The organism is Pseudorhodoferax aquiterrae (assembly GCF_014652235.1).
Taxonomy (GTDB): Bacteria; Pseudomonadota; Gammaproteobacteria; order Burkholderiales; family Burkholderiaceae_C; genus Pseudorhodoferax; species Pseudorhodoferax aquiterrae.
The window spans coordinates 490,862-508,712 of the sequence record NZ_BMYK01000003.1 but is presented as its reverse complement, the minus strand read 5'-3'; the positions used below and the strand labels follow the sequence as shown (position 1 = coordinate 508,712).

16 protein-coding genes are annotated in these 17,851 nt (G+C 71.0%); 6 read left to right on the top strand and 10 right to left on the bottom strand.

The genetic code is table 11. The annotated features are described in order from the left end of the window. Position 1 precedes the first annotated feature (1 nt). A complete protein-coding gene (locus IE209_RS07720; RefSeq protein WP_189686368.1) occupies positions 2–1,336 on the bottom strand; it encodes a virulence factor family protein in 1,335 nt (444 codons plus the stop codon). After that, positions 1,333–3,954: a bifunctional lysylphosphatidylglycerol flippase/synthetase MprF gene (mprF, locus tag IE209_RS07715; RefSeq protein WP_189686367.1), complete on the bottom strand. Its 2,622-nt coding sequence runs from the start codon at positions 3,952–3,954 to the stop codon at positions 1,333–1,335. Before mprF ends, IE209_RS07720 begins: the two co-directional genes overlap by 4 nt. A gap of 125 nt (positions 3,955–4,079) precedes the next feature. On the opposite strand from mprF, the gene IE209_RS07710 reads away from it, so the two are divergent. From IE209_RS07710 to IE209_RS07700, 3 genes are all read left to right on the top strand, one after another. Continuing rightward, the gene (locus tag IE209_RS07710) at positions 4,080–4,286 is read left to right on the top strand and encodes a DUF3820 family protein (RefSeq protein WP_189686366.1); all 207 of its coding nucleotides are present in this window, start codon (positions 4,080–4,082) and stop codon (positions 4,284–4,286) included. A gap of 119 nt (positions 4,287–4,405) precedes the next feature. Continuing rightward, complete coding sequence (locus IE209_RS07705; protein WP_189686365.1) at positions 4,406–4,702, top strand: hypothetical protein; 297 nt, start codon at positions 4,406–4,408, stop codon at positions 4,700–4,702. After that, positions 4,699–5,631, top strand: a complete 933-nt coding sequence (locus IE209_RS07700; protein WP_229882727.1) for a glutaminase — start codon at positions 4,699–4,701, stop codon at positions 5,629–5,631. Before IE209_RS07705 ends, IE209_RS07700 begins: the two co-directional genes overlap by 4 nt. 20 nt (positions 5,632–5,651) lie before the next feature. Here IE209_RS07700 and IE209_RS07695 read toward each other — a convergent pair whose 3' ends face one another. The 8 genes from IE209_RS07695 to IE209_RS07660 form a co-directional block, all read right to left on the bottom strand. Further along, on the bottom strand, positions 5,652–6,068 hold the full coding sequence (locus tag IE209_RS07695; protein ID WP_189686364.1) for a putative toxin-antitoxin system toxin component, PIN family: 417 nt from the start codon (positions 6,066–6,068) through the stop codon (positions 5,652–5,654). Positions 6,069–6,080: 12 nt separating this feature from the next. Further along, entirely contained in the window at positions 6,081–6,326 is a 246-nt protein-coding gene (locus IE209_RS07690; protein WP_189686363.1) for a hypothetical protein, read from the bottom strand. A gap of 92 nt (positions 6,327–6,418) precedes the next feature. Continuing rightward, positions 6,419–7,558, bottom strand: coding sequence for an alanine racemase (locus IE209_RS07685; protein ID WP_189686362.1), 1,140 nt, complete (start codon positions 7,556–7,558; stop codon positions 6,419–6,421). After that, positions 7,555–8,532 carry a threo-3-hydroxy-L-aspartate ammonia-lyase gene (locus tag IE209_RS07680; protein WP_189686361.1) on the bottom strand — a complete coding sequence of 326 codons (978 nt, stop codon included), beginning with the start codon at positions 8,530–8,532 and terminating at the stop codon, positions 7,555–7,557. Before IE209_RS07680 ends, IE209_RS07685 begins: the two co-directional genes overlap by 4 nt. Before the next feature lie 30 nt (positions 8,533–8,562). Next, positions 8,563–9,519 (bottom strand): ornithine cyclodeaminase family protein, encoded by a 957-nt coding sequence (locus tag IE209_RS07675; RefSeq protein WP_189686360.1) that lies wholly within the window; start codon positions 9,517–9,519, stop codon positions 8,563–8,565. Next, positions 9,509–10,150: a helix-turn-helix transcriptional regulator gene (locus IE209_RS07670; RefSeq protein ID WP_189686359.1), complete on the bottom strand. Its 642-nt coding sequence runs from the start codon at positions 10,148–10,150 to the stop codon at positions 9,509–9,511. The genes IE209_RS07675 and IE209_RS07670 overlap by 11 nt, the downstream gene beginning before the upstream one ends. Before the next feature lie 41 nt (positions 10,151–10,191). Then, on the bottom strand, positions 10,192–11,106 hold the full coding sequence (locus tag IE209_RS07665; protein WP_189686358.1) for a LysR family transcriptional regulator: 915 nt from the start codon (positions 11,104–11,106) through the stop codon (positions 10,192–10,194). A 73-nt stretch (positions 11,107–11,179) separates the two neighbouring features. Beyond that, positions 11,180–12,094, bottom strand: coding sequence for a LysR family transcriptional regulator (locus tag IE209_RS07660; RefSeq protein ID WP_189686357.1), 915 nt, complete (start codon positions 12,092–12,094; stop codon positions 11,180–11,182). 210 nt (positions 12,095–12,304) lie between these two features. On the opposite strand from IE209_RS07660, the gene IE209_RS07655 reads away from it, so the two are divergent. The 3 genes from IE209_RS07655 (at position 12,305) to IE209_RS07645 (ending at position 17,845) form a co-directional block, all read left to right on the top strand. Continuing rightward, positions 12,305–13,177 carry an alpha/beta hydrolase gene (locus IE209_RS07655; RefSeq protein ID WP_189686356.1) on the top strand — a complete coding sequence of 291 codons (873 nt, stop codon included), beginning with the start codon at positions 12,305–12,307 and terminating at the stop codon, positions 13,175–13,177. 111 nt (positions 13,178–13,288) lie between these two features. After that, a complete protein-coding gene (locus IE209_RS07650; protein ID WP_189686355.1) occupies positions 13,289–14,524 on the top strand; it encodes an efflux RND transporter periplasmic adaptor subunit in 1,236 nt (411 codons plus the stop codon). Between the two features lie 75 nt (positions 14,525–14,599). After that, positions 14,600–17,845, top strand: coding sequence for an efflux RND transporter permease subunit (locus tag IE209_RS07645; protein WP_189686354.1), 3,246 nt, complete (start codon positions 14,600–14,602; stop codon positions 17,843–17,845). Positions 17,846–17,851 lie beyond the last annotated feature (6 nt).

Below are 17,851 nucleotides of genomic sequence, written 5' to 3'. Positions count from 1 at the left end.
GTCAGGGCCCGGCCGCGCGCAGGATGCGGTGCGCCAGGCCCACGTAATCGCCGTCGAAGTGGTGGTTGCCCTTGATCGTGACCACCTGGGCCTGCGCGGGCGAGAGCTGCGGGCACAGCGAGCGTTTCTCCTCGCTGCCGTGCACGCACAGCGTGCGCGCGGCCTGCAGCTTCTGCGCCTCGGGCAGCACGGGCTTGTCGCCGCTGGGGCCCAGCCAGTTGCTGACGTGGAACTCGAACGAGGCCTTCTCGGCGGGGGCCAGCAGCACCGACAGGCGCACCGCCGCACGCGTGCGCTCGGGCAGGCGGTTCAGCGCGAAGGGCAGCACGTCGGCGCCTTGGGAGAAGCCGATCAGGATCACCTCGCTGCGCTGCCAGCGCGCGGCGTAGTAGCGCACCAGCCGGTCCAGGTCGGCCGCGAGGCCCTCGGGCGTGCGCTTGCTCCAGAAGTAGCGCAGCGAGTCGAAGCCGGCCACGGGCACGCCCTGGCGCGCGAGTTCGGCGGCGATGTCCTTGTCGATGCCGGCCCATCCGCCATCGCCCGACAGCAGCACCGCGAAGCGTGTTCCGGGCGCCTTGCTGGGCACCTCGACCACGGGGAGGTCGGCCAGTTGGGCGGGCGCCGCCTCGAGCGCCGGGCGCTTCGCGGCGAGGGCGGCCGCGGCCGCCTCGAAGCTGGGTTGCACCTGCGCCTGCGGCACCTGGGCGACGAAGGCCTGGGCCGCGCCCGCATCGCAGGCGGCCGGGGCGGTGCCGGGCGCCGCCATCCACGGGATGCCGAGGGCCACGGGCGCCATGTCCACGGCCGGTCCCTGGCCCGCCACGCGCCAGCTGAGTTGGTTGACCGCACACAGCGGCGGCTGCACCACGAGCCGCGGGCAAAAGCCCGCGGTCAGCAGCGCGCCGAAGGAGCCGGCGGGCGCCTGCGCGACCAGGCCCCAGGCGTAGGCCGCGTAGTCGCCCGCGCCGACCACGGTGCTCTCGAAGTAGGCCGGCAGCTTGCGCATGGCCTGGATGTGGCGCGCGAGGTTCTCGAAGTCGCCGCCCGCGTAGCCGCACTTCTCTTTCTGCGCGCGCACCTTGGCCTGGTAGGCGGCCATGGACACTTCGGCCACCATGGCGCCCCCGGACAGCAGGCGGCTGCGCATGGCCTGCTCCTGCGGCGACGCGGCGGTGCCCTCGACCAGCAGCAAGGCGAACTGGCGCACCGGCCCGGCGGGCGCATGCACCTGCACGCGCTCGAACAGGCCATGCGTGATGCTCTGCACGGGCGGTAGGGTCTGGGCGCCGGCTGCGCCGGTAGCGAGCGACAGCGCGAGCGCCAGTGCCGTTTTCATTTGGAGACCACGCCTTTCACGCCACCGCCGATCAGCGTGGCGACATCGGCCAGCACCAGCACGGGCTCCAGCCCGCCCGGCGCGGCCAGGTAGCGCGCGTCCCACACGGGCTCGAACTTGTCCTTGAAGCTGTGCAGGCCGCGGAAGTTGTAGAAGCGCTCGCCATGCTCGAACAGCAGCCGCCCGATGCGCTGCCAGCGTGGCGCCTGCCGGCGCTCGGCCATGCCGGCCATGGGCGCCATGCCCAGGCCGAAGCGCTGGTAGCCCTCGGCCTGCAGGTGCAGCATGGTCTTGGCGAACAGGTAGTCCATGGTGCCGGGCGGGGCGTCGGGCACATAGCGCATGAGGTCGATGCTGGCCTCTTCCTTCTGGCCTGTGACCAGCAGGTTGGCGAAGGCGATGATCCGGCCCTCGCGCCGCACCACGGCCACGGGCAGGCGGGCCAGGTAGGCCTCGTCGAAGCGGCCGACGGAGAAGTTCTTCTCGCGCGCACTCTGCTTGCGCAGCCAGGCGTCGGAGACGGCGCGCAACTCGGCCAGCAGCGGCGGCACGCCCTCGGCCGGCACCACCTCGAACACCAGGCCCTCGCGCTCGCCGCGGTTCACGCCCGAGCGCAGGTTGGCGCGCTTGGCGCCCTTGAGGTTGAACTCGGGCAGCGGCACATGGGCGTACTCGCCGAGCTTGAAGGCCTGCAGCCCGCAGTCCAGGAACAGCGGCAGCATGGACGGGCGCACCTGGTAGAAGGCCGGCCGCCCGCCATGCGCGTTGGCATGCTCGATGAAGCGCCAGACCAGGTCGGCCCACTCCCGGCGCTCGCCGATGGGTCCGAACAGTGCGACCCAGGAGCGGCCCTGCTTGCCGTACATGATGAAGCTCTTGCCCGAAGGCGAGAACATCAGGTTCTTGTCGCCGACCAGCGCGAAGCAGCCGGCCGCGCTGGGGCTGGCGCGCACGATGGCGGCGGCGCGCTCGATCTCCTCGCGCGTGGGCGGCGCCACGGCGCCGGCCGGCGGGCGCATCAGCTGCCACAGGCCGATGGCCAGCGCGCCCAGGGCCACACCCAGCAGCGCGCGCAGCGAGCGCGGCGCCTGTGCATCGAGCTCGAACTGCCACCACAGCCGGTTGCTGTAGGCCACCTCCTGGTAGGCGAAGAACAGGATCCAGACGCAGGCCGCCAGCACGCCGCCCACGGCCAGCAGCCAGCCCGGCTCCAGCCGCTGCGCGAACAGCGAGGAGGGCCGGTCGAACTGCCGGCGCGAAAGCACCAGCAGCAGTGCCAGCGTGCAGAGCAGCGCGGCCTCGCCCCAGGCGATGCCCTTGGGCAGGGCCAGCAGCCCGGCCACGACGGACAGCGCCAGCGCCGCCCACCAGGCTGCGTCGAGCCGGTGCAGGAGCCCGCGCGCGACCAGCAGCAGGCCCAGGCCCGCCACGCTGCCCAGAAAGTGCGCGGTCTCCACCAGCGGCAGCGGCACGTTCAGCGATTCCAGCAGCAGCTGGCTGTCCTCGGTGAACGGCGTGACGCCCGAGACCAGCAGCCACAGGCCGGCCACCAGCGTCAGTGCGGCCAGCAGGCGCGGGCCCAGCCGCGCGGCCGCGCGGCCGACCTGGGCACCCACGCCGGCGCGCAGCTCGAAGCCGGCCAGCAGCGCCGTGGCCAGCACCAGCGGCAACACGTAGTACAGCGCGCGGTACAGCAGCAGCGCGCCCAGCATGGTCTCGGTCGGCAGGTAGGGGCCGCTGGCCAGCAGCATCACGGCCTCGAACACGCCGATGCCGCCCGGCACATGGCTCAGCAGGCTGGCGCTGATGGCGATGGCGTAGAAGGCCAGGAAGGTGGGCAGCGGCAGGTCCGATGCGGGCAGCAGCACCCAGAGCGCCAGCGCCGAGGCACCCAGTTCCACAGCCGAGATCGCCAGCTGGCGCAGGGCCAGGCCCAGCGGCGGAAGGCGCAATGTCCAGCGGCGCGCGATGCACAGCACGCGCTGGCGCCCGCACAGCCACAGCAGCGCGGCCACGCCGGCCAGCAGCGCGGCGGCCGCCCCGCGCAGCACCCCGGCCGGAAGGTGCAGCAACCGCGCCACGTCGGGCGCGCCCCACAACAGTGCAAGCGCACCGAACACCGACATGCCGAGCAGGAAGGCGCTCGCGTTGAAGGCCACGACCTGGGCGATCTTGGCCGGTTCCACGCCGGCGGCCGCGAACAGGCGCATGCGCACGGCGCCGCCGGTCAGCGTGCCCAGGCCGATGGTGTTGCCCAGCGCATAGGCCACGAAGGACGTCAGCAGCAGCATGCCGCGCGCCACCTTGGCCTGGGCGTAGGCCAGTGCCGAGGCGTCGTAGCCCGACAGTGCGAGGTAGCTCGCGGCCGTGAAGGCCAGGCCCAGCAGCACCTGCAGCGGCGGCGTGCCGTGCACGGCGTGCATGATCTCGGCGTAGCGCACCTCGCGCAGCAGGCCGTGCAAGGCGATGCCCACCAGCAGGATCAGCAGGGCCGCGGTGGCACCGATCACCCAGGGCTGCCAGCGTTGCAGCGCGTCGCGCAGCCAGGGCGCCGGCGGTCGCGGGCCGGCCTGCTCGGCGAGGTGGGGCGGCGGCGCGGTGTTCGCGGAGTTCGGCATGGAAGTTCGAAAAACACTATAGCCACGCGCGCCGGGGAGCCCGGCGCGCGCAAGGCCCCAGCGTCTGTGTGCCTTTGCGCCGGGGCGCTGTAAGGTTCCGCCTGCGCCGGCCCGCGACACGCCCCATGACTCCCGAAGATCTGCAACGCCTGACCACACTCGCCATGCCCTATGGCCGCTACAAGGGCCGCGTGATCGCGGACCTGCCCGGCAACTACCTGGCCTGGTTCGCGCGCGAAGGCTTTCCCAAGGGCGAGCTCGGCCGCCTGCTGGCGCTGATGCTGGAGATCGACCACAACGGGCTGCGCCACCTGCTCAAGCCCTTGCGCTGAGACCCCTGCGCCCCCATCTTTTTTTCATCGCCCGGGCGCAGCGCGGCCCCGCGCTTGCTAGCATCCGGCCACCCACACCAGCCGCGTTCACCCACCGCGCAAGCGACGGAGCCCGTTCCATGCCTTTGCCCGCACTCAGATCCCTGGCCCTGACGGTCCAGGAGTACCGCAGCGGTGAATACCGCTGGGTCGTCCTGGAGCGGTTCGCGGAGGACGAGCCCTTCGAGGTGCTGCTGGCGGCCGAAGAGAGCTGCGCCACCTACGGCGATGCCCTGGCCAACGGCACGGCCGTGCTCAGCGCGCTGGCCGACGACAACATGGCCATCGGCCCCCGCGTCAACGAGGAAGAGCAGCCCGTCTTCGTGCAGACCGACCGCCCCGGCCTCTACGAGTTGCGCGACGACGAAGACAAGTGAGCGCCTGCCCGCCGCTGCAGCCCGTGCTGGACGGGATCCTGGCAGCGCTGGCCGAGTTCCGTGGCGCCGAAGGCCAGGTCGCCAGCTACATCCCGGCACTGGCCCGCATCGACGCGCGGCACTTCGGCATGGCGCTGGTCACGGCCGATGGCCAGGAGGCCGTGGCCGGCGATGGCGCGCTGCCGTTCTCGATCCAGAGCATCTCCAAGGTGTTCACCTTGACCCTGGCAATGCAGCACCTGGGCGAGACGCTGTGGGAGCGCATCGGCCGCGAGCCTTCGGGCACGGCCTTCAACTCGCTGGTGCAGCTGGAGTTCGAGCAGGGCCGGCCGCGCAACCCCTTCATCAATGCCGGCGCCATCGCCGTGGCCGACCGGCTGGTCACGCTGTTCGGCGGCCGGGCCAAGGCCGAGCTGCTGGCGCTCATGGCGGCGCTGGCGGGCGAACCGGTCGCCTTCGACGAAGAGGTAGCGGCTTCCGAAGCCGCCACGGGTTTCCGCAACCTCGCGCTGGCCAACTTCATGAAGAGCTTCGGCAAGCTCGACAACCCGGTCGAAGAGGTGCTGGACCTGTACTTCCACCAGTGCGCGCTGCGCATGAGCTGCCTGCAGCTGGCGCGCGCTGCGGCCTACCTGAGCCGCGACGGCCACCACCCGCTGTGGGCCGGGCGCGCCGTCTGCACCGAGCGCCAGACGCGCCGCATCAACGCGCTGATGCTGACCTGCGGCACCTACGACGCGGCCGGCGAGTTCGCCTACCGCATCGGCCTGCCCTGCAAGAGCGGCGTGGGCGGCGGCATCGTGGCCGTGGTGCCGGACCGGCTCACGCTGGTGGTCTGGTCGCCCGCGCTGGACGCGACGGGCAACTCGGCCCTGGGGCGGCAGGCGCTGGAGATGTTCGTGGGGCGGACCGGCTTGTCGGTGTTTTGAGCGGCGCCGCCGCGGCTGCTTCAAACGGCGCCGATCAGCTGCACGGCCTCGGCCACACCGATGATCCGGACGCCCTGGTACGCAGCGACCGACAGCAAGGCCTTGTCGCCGGTGACGATGCCATCCGCCCGGGCGGCCAGTGCGGTGCCCACGACCACATCATCGTCCGGGTCGGGCGCGATGCGCGGTGTCGGCGCGGGCCGCATAGGCGTCGCCAGCGCCACGTAGCCGTCCACGATCTGGTCGACGGTCAAGCCGGATGCGGCGATCTTGCGATCGAACTTGCGCCGCCCAAGGATGTCGGTGAGTTCTGCCAGCAGCGCCGTGCTGGTGAACAGCCGCACGCGCTTGTCCCGCGCGGCCTGCAGCACCTGGCGCGGTGTGCCGCCCCAGAGGATCGCGGAGGCGACCACATTGGTGTCCAGGACCAGCCGCATGGCATGGCCTGGTCAATGCGCGTTGTCGGTGCGTCGCTCCGCGCGCATGGTGGCGATCTCCCGGGCCAGATCCTCGGGGGCCATCGCTGCGGGTTCATCGACACCGGCCATGCGGTCCATGGCCGAGAAGAGCTCCTCCACGCGCTGGTCCGCCAACTGGTCGCGCAACCACTGCTCCAGCCGCGCTGGCGACAGCAGGCCGGCACGCTGTGCTTCCTGCGCGAGTTGATCGGGCAAGGTGATCTGCACGGTGGTCATGGTGGTCCTTTCTGGTGCGCTTGCGTGGCGGGGGCGCAGCCCGTCGAGCCGCCATTGTGGGGCCGCCCCGAACAATCCGGCCTGCGGCGGGGCTACCAGCCGCTGAAGCGCGGCCAGCAGGCCAGCGTGCCGTCGGCGGCCAGCACCTGGTAGGCCGGATGCTGCGCCCCGGTCGCGCAGGCATGGTTGGGATAGATGCGCAGCTGGCTGCCGAGCGGAAAGAGTCGCTCGAGCTCGGCGCCCGCCGCGCCGCGCCACTGCAGCACGCCATGCTCCTGGTTGGCCTCGCCGAAGCTGAGCTCGGCGATGGCCCGGCCCTGGACGTCGGCGACGAGGCCGTAGCCGTGGTCCTGGGCCTGCCGGGCCGTGCCACGGTCGCGGCTCATGGCCATCCAGCCCGCGTCGGTGATGACCCAACCGGCCTCGGGCCGGTGGCCGATCACGGTGGCCAGCACCGACAACGCAATCTCGTCCACGCCGCAAACGCCGATGCCGGCCATCACGAGGTCGAAGAACACGTAGACGCCGGCGCGCACCTCGGTCACGCCCTCCAGCCGGCGCGCGTGCAGCGCAGTGGGCGTGGAGCCTACGCTGACCACGGGGCAGGCGTGGCCGGCCGCGCGCAGCCGCTGGGCCGCGCGCACGCAGCCGGCACGCTCCTGTTCGGCCATGGCCTCCAGGGCCTCGGGCGTGTTCAGACTGTAGGAACTGCCGGCATGGGTCAGCACGCCGGCCAGCTCGGCGCCATCGTCCACCAGCGCGGCAGCCACGGCCAGCAGGCGCGCGTCCTCGGGCGGGATGCCGCTGCGGTGGCCGTCGGTGTCCACTTCGATCAGCACGCGGTGGCGGTGGCCGTTGGCCCGGCCGTGCGCGGCCAGCTGCTCGGCCGCCGCGACCGACTCGACCAGCAGCGTGAGCCGGCAGCCCGCGCGCACCAGGCGCAGCGCGTGGTCGAACTTGGATGGCACGATGGCCACGGCGTAGAGGATGTCGTCGATGCCGGCCGCGAAGAACTGCTCGGCCTCCTTGAGCGTGGAGACCGTGATGCCCTGGGCGCCGGCCGCGATCTGGCGCTGCACGACGGCGGCGCACTTGCTGGTCTTGGCGTGCGGACGGAAGCGCACGCCCAGCGCATCCATGCGCTGCTGCATGCGCGCGATGTTGCGCTGCATGCGGGCCTCGTCGAGCAGCAGCAGCGGGGTCTCCAGCGCCGCAAGGTCGGCGGCGTTCATGCGGCTTGCTTCCCGAGCAGTTCGCAGAGCCGCGCGAGGTCCACGTTGCCGCCGCTGAGCAGCACGCCGATGCGCTGGCCGCGCAGGGCGCTTGCCTCGCGCCGCACGGCGGCCAGGCCCAGGCAACCCGTCGGCTCGACGACGATCTTCATGCGCGCGGCGGCGAAGGCCATGGCGTCCACGAGCTCGGCGTCGCTGGCGGTCTGGATGTCGTCCACGTCGCGGCGGATCACACCGAAGGTGTAATTCCCCAGGTGCTGGGTCTGGGCGCCGTCGGCAATGGTCTTGGGCACATCGATGTGCACGATCTTCCCGCTGCGGAAAGACTGCTGGCCGTCGTTGCCGGCCTCGGGCTCCACGCCCACGATGCGGGTTTGGGGCGACAGCGCGCGCAGCGCCAGCGCCGAGCCCGACAGCAGGCCGCCGCCGCCCAGCGGCGCGTAGAAGGCGTCGAGCGGGCCGACCTCCTCGATGAGTTCCTTGGCGGCCGTGCCCTGGCCGGCGATCACGTCGGGATGGTCGTAAGGCGGGATCAGCGTGAGGCCGTGCTTTTGCGCGAGGTCGCGGCCGATCTGCTCGCGGTCCTCGGTGTAGCGGTCGTAGCTGACCACGGTGGCGCCGTAGCCCTGGGTGGCGGCGACCTTCATGGCCGGCGCGTCGCTGGGCATCACGATGGTGGCGGGGATCCCCAGGATGCGGGCCGACAGCGCGATGGCCTGGGCATGGTTGCCCGAGGAGAAGGCCACGACGCCGGCGCGGCGCTGGGCCGCGTCGAACCTGGACAGCGCGTTGAAGCCGCCGCGGAACTTGAAGGCGCCCATGCGCTGCAGGTTCTCGCACTTGAAGAACACCTCGGCGCCGATGGCTTCGTTGAGCGTGCGCGAAGTCATCACGGGCGTGCGGTGGGCATGGCCTTCGATGCGTTGGGCAGCGGCGGCCACGTCTTCGTAGGTCGGCAGGGTCAGGTCGTTCATGGCGGTACGGTGGTCGGGTGGAGAAAGGGGTTACCAGGGCCAGGCGATGTCCAGGCCCAGGCCTTGCGCTTCGGCGCGGGCCAGCACCAGGCGCGCGACAGCCAGGTCCTGCAGCGCCAGCCCGGTCAGGTCGAACACGGTGATGGCATCGGGCGCGCGCGGCAGCGCGGGCAGGGCGCCGATCTCGGTGCACGGCACGTCGGGCGCCCATTGCGCCTCGCCCAGCGCCCGGGCCTGCGTGCGGTCGTCGACCACGAGCAGGGCGCGCGCGAGCAGGCCCTCGGGCAGTTCGCGTTTGCCGCGCGTGTCGGCGCCCACGGCGTTGACATGGGTGCCGGGGCGCACGGCGTCCAGGCCGAACAGTGGGCCGCTCGCGGGCGTGGCCGTGACGACCACGTCGCTGGCGGCCACGGCGGCATCGGCATCGGGCGCGAACTGCAGCGCGCAGCGGTCCGCGAACATGGCCTCGAAGGCTGCGTCGGGCTGGCCGCGGTGCGTGCAGTAGCGCACCTGCTCCAGCGCGGGCAGCACGCGCAGCGCCTCGGCCAGGTGGGCGCGTGCCTGCACGCCGGTGCCGAACAGGCACAGCGTGCGGCTGTCGGGCCGCGCCAGGCGCTGCAGGCCGATGGCGCCGGCCGCGGCCGTGCGCGCCGTGGTGATGGCGTTGCCATCGATCACGCTGAGCGGCCGGCCCGTGGCCGGGTCGTGCAGCACGATGGTGGCCTGGTGCGGTTCGCCGCCCTGGCCGCGGTTGCCCGGCCAGAAGCCGGCGGCCTTGTAGCCCAGCAGCGCCTGCCTGGGCACCGCGCCGGACTTGATGCCGAACACGCCCTGCTCCAGCGGCTCGCGCACCACGGGGAAGGTGCGGCCCTCGCCCCGGCTGTGCAGCGCGAAGGCCTGCTCCACGGCCGCGCGCACGGCCTGCGGCTCCAGCAGCGCCGCGACGGTCGGCCCGTCCAGCAGGCGCAAACGGGCTTCACCGCGCATCGCTGTACACCGTGGCGCGCGAGACGCCCAGATGGGCGGCCACGGTCTGCATGGCATGGCGCAGCTGCAGCAGGCCTTCGGCCTTGAGTTCGGCGAGCAGCGCGCGGCGCTCGTCGGCCTTGAGCGCACGCGGCGTGCTCGCGCGCGCGGCGGCGTAGCGGTCGATGCGCGCGCGGATCGCGTCGGCACCGGCCGGGTCCAGCGATTCGGGTGGCGTGGCCTGGGCGTCGACCTGCACGAACTGGCCCATGGCGCTCTGCAGGCTCTTGAACAGCGTGAGATCGACATTCAGGCACAGCGCCGCGACGTAGCGGCCGTCCGCGTCCTTGATGCCGATCGAGGTGCTCTTGGCCTGGCGCCCGTCGGCGAAACGGTTGGCGTAGTTGGACAGCACCGGCGCGTAGGCCGGGTCGGCGATGCGGGCCAGGCCCAGCTCGGTGGCCGGGTCGCCGACGGCGCGGCCCGACAGGTTGTTGTGGATCGCGGCGATCGCATGCTGCGGGTCCAGCAGGTCGTGCACCACGACCTCGCAGAACGGCGCGAAGGTGTCGCCCAGGCCCTGGGCGATGTGTTCGAGCTGGCCCAGCAGGGCGCGCTGGGCAGCGGTTCTGGACGTCTTGGTGGTCGGCATCTGGATATTTTGTCCAGATGTAGACGTTTTGTCCAGGACCCTCAGCGCGCCTGGAGGTAGGGCGTCTTGGCGAACAACTCGGTCGCCCAGTCCACGAAGGCGCGCACCTTGGCCGACAGGTGGCGGTTGGGCGGGTAGACCACGTGCAGCGGGATGGGCGGGTGGCCCCAGTCGGGCAGCACGCGCACCAGCGCGCCGCTGTCCAGATGGTGCTGCAGGCCGAAGCGCGCCACCTGCGTGATGCCCAGGCCGGCCAGCACGGCCGTGGTCAGCGCATTGCTTTCGTTGACCGCGAGCTGGTAGGCACCCAGGATCTCCAGGTGCTCGTCGCCCTGCTGGAACAGGTGCGGAAACTGCCGCCCGGTGCGCGAGGAGAAGTAGTTGATGAGCCGGTGTCCCTTTTCCAGCTCGTTCGGATGGGCCGGCGTGCCGTGCCGGGCCAGGTAGTCCGGCGTCGCCACGGTGATGAGTTCGACGCCGCCGATGCGCCGTGCCACCAGCGACTGCTCGGTCAGCTCGCCGCCGCGGATCACGCAGTCCACGTTGTCGGCGATCAGGTCCACCGGCCGGTCGCTGACCCCGAGGTCCAGCTGGATGTCGGGAAAGCGCTCGAAGAAGCTGTGCAGCTGCGGGATCACGAGCAGCCGCGCGACCGAGGCGCCGATGTCCACGCGCAGCCGTCCGCTCGGGCGGGATTGGGCGTTGCTCATGCTGGCCTCGATGTCGTCGAAGTCCGACAACAGGCGCACGGTGCGCTCGTAGTAGGCCGCGCCGTCCGGCGTGACGGTCACGCGGCGCGTGGTGCGGTTGAGCAGCTTGACGCGCAGCCGCGCCTCCAGGTATTGGATCTGCTTGGTGACGGTGCCCTTGGGAATGTCGAGCGACTCGGCCGCCTTGGTGAAGCTGCCAGCCTCGACGACGCGCGTGAACATGCGCATGGACTGGATCTGGTCCATTCGTCTTTCCTGTGCTGTTGGGGTGCCCGCGGGTGCGGTGGGGGCGCGACTGTAGCGGGAACGCGCGCTCCTGTCAGCGGACCTGCATGTAAGGGTTTTTGGCGAACAGCTCGGCCGCCCAGTCGACGAAGGCGCGCACCTTGGCCGAGAGGTGGCGGTTGGGCGGGTAGACCACGTAGAAGGGCAGGGTGCGGCGCTTCCACTCCGGCAGGATCTGCAGCAGTGCGCCGCTTTCCAGGTGCGGCTTCACGTCGAAGCGCGTCAGCGCCACGATGCCCAGGCCGGCCAGCGCGGCCTCCGACAACGCATTGCTCTCGTTCACGGCCAACTGGTAGCGGCCCGTGATCTCATGGCTCTCGCCGTTGCACTCGAAGTAGTGGTTGTACTGGCGGCCCGTGCGCGAGGAGAAGAAGCTGACCATGGTGTGGTTCGCCTCCAGTTCGGTCGGATGCGCGGGCGTGCCGTGGCGCGCCAGGTAGGCCGGCGAGGCCACGGTCACGAAGTCGATGTTGCCGATGCGCCGCGCCACCAGCGACTGCTCGGTCAGCTCGCCGCCGCGGATCACGCAGTCCACGTTGTCGGCGATCAGGTCCACCGGCCGGTCGCTCACGCCCAGGTCGAGTTGGATGTCGGGGTAGCGCTCGAAGAAGCCCTGCAGCGCGGGGATCACGAGCAGCCGCGCCACCGAGGCGCCGATGTCCACGCGCAGCCGGCCGCTGGGCCGGGCCTGGGCATTGCTCATGCTGGCCTCGATGTCGTCCAGGTCCGAGAGCAGCCGCAGCGTGCGTTCGTAGTAGGCCGCGCCGTCGGGCGTGACCGTCACGCGGCGCGTCGTGCGGTTCAGCAGCCGCACGCGCAGCCGCGTCTCCAAGGCCTGGATCTGCTTGGTGACCGTGCCCTTGGGCACATCCAGCGACTCTGCCGCCTTGGTGAAACTGCCTGCTTCCACGACGCGCGTGAACGTTCGCATCGCCTGGATCTGGTCCATTGGCTTCCTTCTTGCTTCTAGTTGGGGTTCAGTAGATACCCGTAGGTCTGAAAGGTTCTGCGGCCCTGTCCCCTGTCATTCTCGGGACATTGTTGGCGCCTCGGAAACAGTGAAGCGGTGTGTTGCGCATTTATCCGACACGGCGACGGCTCTACATTAACCAGCATCGTCAACGTCAGTTCTCTCTCCACGCTGTTCCAGGAGCCTGCCATGTCCGCCGCCACCGCCACCTTGTCGACCACCGCTGCCCCGCAGGGCAACGGCTTTGCGAGCTGGCGCGAGACCGTGGTCGAGCTCAAGGGCCTGGCGCCCGTGCCGACCCGGATCTACGGCGACAAGAAGCGTGGCCAGGTGGCCCCGCTCGTGGTGCACTACCACGGCGGCGCCTTCACGGCCGGTGGCCTGGACTGCGGCGTCAAGCTGGCCAGCATGCTGGCCGAGGCCGGCGCCGTCGTCGTCTCCATCGCCTACCCGCTGGCGCCGGCCCACCCGTTCCCGCAGGCGCTGGACGTGGGCTACGGCGTGCTCGAGTGGGCCTTCAAGCAGCGCAGCAAGCTGGCCGGCACCGGCGCCCCCGTGTTCCTGGCCGGCGAGGAAGCCGGCGGCAACCTGGCCGCGGCCACCGCGCTGATCGCACGCGACCGCGCCCACCCGGCGCTGGCCGGCCAGGTGCTGGTCTCGCCCATGCTGGACCCGTGCACGGGCATGGCCTCGGTGCGCGAATTCAACTGCACCGAGACGCAGGGGAAGTGGGCCGAAGGCTGGCGCAACTACCTGCGCTGCCCGCAGGACGCCACCCATCCCTATGCCGTGCCGGGCGGCTCCCTGCGGCTGGCCGGCATCGCGCCCACGCTGGTGCTGACCTCCAGCGACGACCCGATGCGCGACGAAGCCCGGGCCTATGCCGAGAAGCTGCGCGCCGCCGGCGTGGCCGTGGAGTTCGAGATGCTGACCCCGGCCACGGGCTGGCCCAACACCTTGCTGGCCAGTGAGCCCATGGAGTGCGCGTGCGCCGCCGTGGTGCGGCCGCGTCTGCAGAGCTTCTTCGCGGCCCACCTGCCCGCGAAGAAGAGCGCCGAATAGCGTTGCGCCCCAGCCGCGGGCTGGGGCTTGTTTTCCGATCCGCCTGAGCCGGCTGCCCCAGAACAGCCGGGGGGCTTTTGTTTTCTCGTTTTTTTGTTCGAGGGAGTCACCATGTCCGATCCGACCAACGATCCGTTCGCCGATCCGTATTCCACGCGCCGCCCGCGGCGCAACCGCCTGCTCGCCGTGGGCACCGCGCTGGTGCTGGCCATGGCCGTCGCCGGCGTGGGCTTCATGCTGCAGTCGCCCCAGGTGCATGCCGACGCGCTGCCGGCCGCACCCCAGGCCACGCCGGTCACGGTGGCGACCGTCGCCGAGCGCGAGGTGGCGACCTGGAACGAGTTCTCCGGCCGCCTGGAGGCCGTGGACCGCGTGGACCTGCGCTCGCGCGTCGCCGGCACCGTGCAGTCGGTGCACTTCCGCGAAGGCGCGCTGGTCGGCAAGGGCGATCTGCTCGTGACCATCGACCCCGCACCCTACGCGGCCGAGGTCGAGCGGGCCGAGGCCCAGGTGGTCGCCGCACAGGCCCGCCAGTCCTTCACCCGAAGCGAACTCGACCGCGCCACGCGCCTGCTGGACGAACGCGCCATCGCCCAGCGCGAGCACGACGAGCGCGCCAACGCGCTGCGCGAGGCCGAGGCCAACCTGCGTGCGGCCCAGGCCGCGCTGCAGTCGGCGAAGCTGAACCTGTCGTGGACCCAGGTGCGCGCGCCGGTCGCCGGCCGCGTCGGCAAGGTCGAGATCACGGTCGGCAACCTGGTGTCGGCCGGCCCCGGCGCGCCGGTGCTGACCACGCTGGTCTCGGTCAGCCCGATCTACGCGAGCTTCGATGCCGACGAGCAGATCGTCGCCGGCGCCAACCGCAACCAGCTGGACCGCATCCCGGTGCAGATGGGCACGACGGCGCAGGAGGACACCCCCCTGCAAGGCCGGCTGCAGTGGATCGACAACCAGGTCGACGTGCGCAGCGGCACGGTGCGCGTGCGGGCCCAGTTCGACAACAAGGACGGCAGCCTGATCCCGGGGCAGTTCGCCCGCCTGCGCCTGGGCCAGCCCAAGAGCAATGCCGCGCTGCTGGTCAGCGAGCGCGCGGTCGGCACCGACCAGGACAAGAAGTTCGTGATCGTGGTCGACGCCGAGAACAAGGCGCAGTGGCGGGCCGTCACGCTGGGTGCCCACACCGGCGGCCTGCGCATCGTGACCTCGGGCCTGAACCCGGGCGAACGCGTGGTCGTCAACGGCCTGCAGCGCGTGCGGCCGGGCATGCTGGTCGCACCGCAGGAGGTGGCCATGGACGCCGCCACCCAGCAGGCCAAGGCCGACAGCGCAGCGGCCCCCAAGTCCTGATCTAGCACCCAGCCCATTCCAGAACAACCATGCCAGCCGGCGCCCTGCGCGCCGGTGGCAGGGGGGAACTCCGCCATGAACCTGTCCAAATTCTTCATCGACCGCCCGATCTTTGCGGGCGTGCTGTCGGTGCTGATCTTCCTGTCCGGCCTCATCGCCATGCGCGTGCTGCCGATCTCCGAATACCCCGAGGTCGTGCCGCCGCAGATCGTGGTGAACGCGCGCTACCCGGGTGCCAGCCCCACCGTGATCGCCGAGACCGTGGCCACGCCGATCGAGGAGCAGATCAACGGCGTCGAAGGCATGCTCTACATGAGCAGCCAGGCCACCACCGACGGCCTGATGACGCTGACCGTCACCTTCCGCCTGGGCACCGACCCCGACAAGGCCCAGCAGCTGGTGCAGAACCGCGTGGCCCAGGCCGAGGCGCGGCTGCCCGAGGAGGTGCGCCGCCAGGGCATCACCACGGTCAAGAGCTCGCCGGACCTGACCATGGTGGTGCACCTGGTCTCGCCCAACGGCCGCTACGACGCGAACTACCTGCGCAACTACGTGCTGCTCAACGTCAAGGACCGGCTCGCCCGCATCGAGGGCGTGGGCCAGGTGCAGACCTGGGGCGGCGGCGAGTACGCCATGCGCGTCTGGCTGGATCCGCAGAAGGTGGCCCAGCGCGGCCTGTCGGCCAGCGACGTGGTGGAGGCCATCCGCGGCCAGAACGTGCAGGCCGCGGCCGGCGTGGTGGGCGCCTCGCCGGGCCTGGCGGGCGTGGACGTGCAGCTCTCGGTGAACGCCCAGGGCCGGCTGCAGACCGAAGAGGAGTTCGGCGACATCATCGTCAAGACCGGCAGCGACGGCGCCGTCGTGCGCCTGCGCGACATCGCCCGCATCGAGCTCGGCGCGGCCGACTACGCGCTGCGCTCGCTGCTGGACAACGACCAGGCCGTGGGCACGGGCGTGTTCCAGTCCCCCGGCTCCAACGCGCTGCAGATCTCGGCCGCCGTGCGCAAGACCATGGACGAGCTGGCCAAGTCCATGCCCGAGGGCGTGGAGTACCGCATCGCCTACGACCCCACGCAGTTCGTGCGCGCCTCCATCGAATCGGTGGTGCACACGCTGCTGGAGGCCGTGCTGCTCGTGGTGCTGGTCGTGATCCTGTTCCTGCAGACCTGGCGCGCGTCCATCATTCCGCTGCTGGCCGTGCCGGTGTCGGTGGTCGGCACCTTCGCGGTGCTGCACCTGCTGGGCTTCTCGATCAATGCGCTGTCGCTGTTCGGCCTGGTGCTGGCCATCGGCATCGTGGTGGACGACGCCATCGTGGTCGTGGAGAACGTGGAACGCAACATCGAGGCCGGCCTGTCGCCGCGCGAGGCCACCTACCAGGCCATGCGCGAAGTGTCCGGCCCCATCATCGCGATTGCGCTGGTGCTGGTGGCGGTGTTCGTGCCGCTGGCCTTCATGAGCGGTCTCACGGGCCAGTTCTACAAGCAGTTCGCCGTGACGATCGCGATCTCCACCGTGATCTCGGCCGTCAACTCGCTGACGCTGTCGCCGGCACTGGCGGCCATGCTGCTGCGCGGCCATGACGCCCCCAAGGACGCGCTCACGCGCGGCATGGACAAGGCGTTCGGCTGGCTGTTCCGCGGCTTCAACCGCGTGTTCCAGCGCGGCAGCGACGCCTACAGCGGCGGTGTCGGCGGCGTGCTCAAGCGCAAGAGCCTCATGATGCTGGTCTACCTGGTGCTGGTCGGGCTGACCTTCGGCCTGTTCAAGGCCGTGCCCTCGGGCTTCGTGCCCATGCAGGACAAACAGTACCTGATCGGCTTCGCGCAGCTGCCCGACGGCGCCACGCTGGACCGCACCGACGCCGTGATCCGCCGCATGGGCGACATCATGAAGAAGAACCCCAACATCGAGGGCTCGCTGGCCTTCCCTGGCCTGTCGATCAACGGCTTCACGAACAGCTCGAACGCGGGCATCGCGTTCGCCATGCTCAAGCCCTTCGACCAGCGCAAGAACGCCGACCAGAGCGGCGGTGCCGTGGCGCAGCAGCTCAACGCGGAGTTCTCGCAGATCCAGGACGCCTTCATCGTGATGTTCCCGCCGCCGCCGGTGTCGGGCCTCGGAACCACGGGCGGCTTCAAGCTGCAGCTGCAGGACCGCGGCGCGCTCGGCTACGCCGAGATGGACAAGGCGGTCAAAGCCTTCATGGCCAAGGCCTACCAGACGCCCGAGCTGCAAGGCATGTTCACGAGCTGGCAGGTCAACGTGCCGCAGCTGTACGCCGACATCGACCGCACCAAGGCGCGCCAGCTCGGCGTGCGCGTGACCGACGTGTTCGAGACCATGCAGGTCTACCTGGGTTCGCTGTACGTGAACGACTTCAACAAGTTCGGCCGCACCTACACGGTGCGCGTGCAGGCCGACGCGGCCTACCGGGCGCGTGCCGAGGACATCGGCCTCTTGAAGGTGCGCTCGGCCACGGGCGAGATGGTGCCGCTGTCGGCGCTCATGAAGGTGCAGCAGGGCGCCGGCCCGGAGCGCGCGATGCGCTACAACGGCTTCCTGTCGGCCGACATCAACGGCGCGGCCGCGGCCGGCTATTCCTCGGGCCAGGCGCAGGACGCGATCGAGCGCATCGCCAAGGAGACGCTGCCGCCCGGCGTGGGCTTCGAATGGACCGAGCTGACCTACCAGGAGATCCTGGCCGGCAATTCCGCGCTGTTCATCTTCCCGATCGCCATCCTGCTGGTGTTCCTGGTGCTGGCTGCGCAGTACGAGAGCCTGACCCTGCCGGCCGCCATCGTGCTGATCGTGCCCATGGGCCTGCTGGCCGCGATGACGGGCGTGTGGCTCACGGACGGCGACAACAACGTGTTCACGCAGATCGGGCTCATGGTGCTCGTCGGCCTCAGTGCCAAGAACGCCATCCTGATCGTGGAGTTCGCCCGCGAGCTGGAGCTGGCCGGCCGCACCCCCGTGCAAGCCGCCATCGAGGCCAGCCGGCTGCGGCTGCGCCCCATCCTGATGACCTCGCTGGCCTTCGTCATGGGCGTGCTGCCCCTGGTGCTGGCCTCGGGCGCCGGTGCCGAGATGCGCAGCGCCATGGGCGTGGCCGTGTTCTTCGGGATGATCGGCGTGACCGCCTTCGGCCTGTTCCTGACGCCGGTGTTCTACGTGCTGATGCGCCGCCTGGCCGGCAACCGGCCGCTGGTCTCGCACGGCGAGATCCATGCGCCCTCGCTGCCCGCGCCCCATGCCGGCCACGGCGGTGGCGCCGGTGCCCACGCCGTGCCCGCCGCACCGCGCCACCCGATCGAATGAGGAGAA

What these genes read in the sequence shown, in the direction of transcription:
- IE209_RS07695 (WP_189686364.1), bottom strand. Translation starts at nt 6,068, where the DNA reads ATGCGGCTGGTCCTGGACACCAATGTGGTCGCCTCCGCGATCCTCTGG.
- IE209_RS07675 (WP_189686360.1), bottom strand. Translation starts at nt 9,519, where the DNA reads ATGCGCGGTGAAGCCCGTTTGCGCCTGCTGGACGGGCCGACCGTCGCG.
- IE209_RS07665 (WP_189686358.1), bottom strand. Translation starts at nt 11,106, where the DNA reads ATGGACCAGATCCAGTCCATGCGCATGTTCACGCGCGTCGTCGAGGCT.
- IE209_RS07710 (WP_189686366.1), top strand. Translation starts at nt 4,080, where the DNA reads ATGACTCCCGAAGATCTGCAACGCCTGACCACACTCGCCATGCCCTAT.
- mprF (WP_189686367.1), bottom strand. Translation starts at nt 3,954, where the DNA reads ATGCCGAACTCCGCGAACACCGCGCCGCCGCCCCACCTCGCCGAGCAG.
- IE209_RS07655 (WP_189686356.1), top strand. Translation starts at nt 12,305, where the DNA reads ATGTCCGCCGCCACCGCCACCTTGTCGACCACCGCTGCCCCGCAGGGC.
- IE209_RS07645 (WP_189686354.1), top strand. Translation starts at nt 14,600, where the DNA reads ATGAACCTGTCCAAATTCTTCATCGACCGCCCGATCTTTGCGGGCGTG.
- IE209_RS07690 (WP_189686363.1), bottom strand. Translation starts at nt 6,326, where the DNA reads ATGACCACCGTGCAGATCACCTTGCCCGATCAACTCGCGCAGGAAGCA.
- IE209_RS07720 (WP_189686368.1), bottom strand. Translation starts at nt 1,336, where the DNA reads ATGAAAACGGCACTGGCGCTCGCGCTGTCGCTCGCTACCGGCGCAGCC.
- IE209_RS07670 (WP_189686359.1), bottom strand. Translation starts at nt 10,150, where the DNA reads ATGCCGACCACCAAGACGTCCAGAACCGCTGCCCAGCGCGCCCTGCTG.
- IE209_RS07705 (WP_189686365.1), top strand. Translation starts at nt 4,406, where the DNA reads ATGCCTTTGCCCGCACTCAGATCCCTGGCCCTGACGGTCCAGGAGTAC.
- IE209_RS07660 (WP_189686357.1), bottom strand. Translation starts at nt 12,094, where the DNA reads ATGGACCAGATCCAGGCGATGCGAACGTTCACGCGCGTCGTGGAAGCA.
- IE209_RS07650 (WP_189686355.1), top strand. Translation starts at nt 13,289, where the DNA reads ATGTCCGATCCGACCAACGATCCGTTCGCCGATCCGTATTCCACGCGC.
- IE209_RS07685 (WP_189686362.1), bottom strand. Translation starts at nt 7,558, where the DNA reads ATGAACGCCGCCGACCTTGCGGCGCTGGAGACCCCGCTGCTGCTGCTC.
- IE209_RS07680 (WP_189686361.1), bottom strand. Translation starts at nt 8,532, where the DNA reads ATGAACGACCTGACCCTGCCGACCTACGAAGACGTGGCCGCCGCTGCC.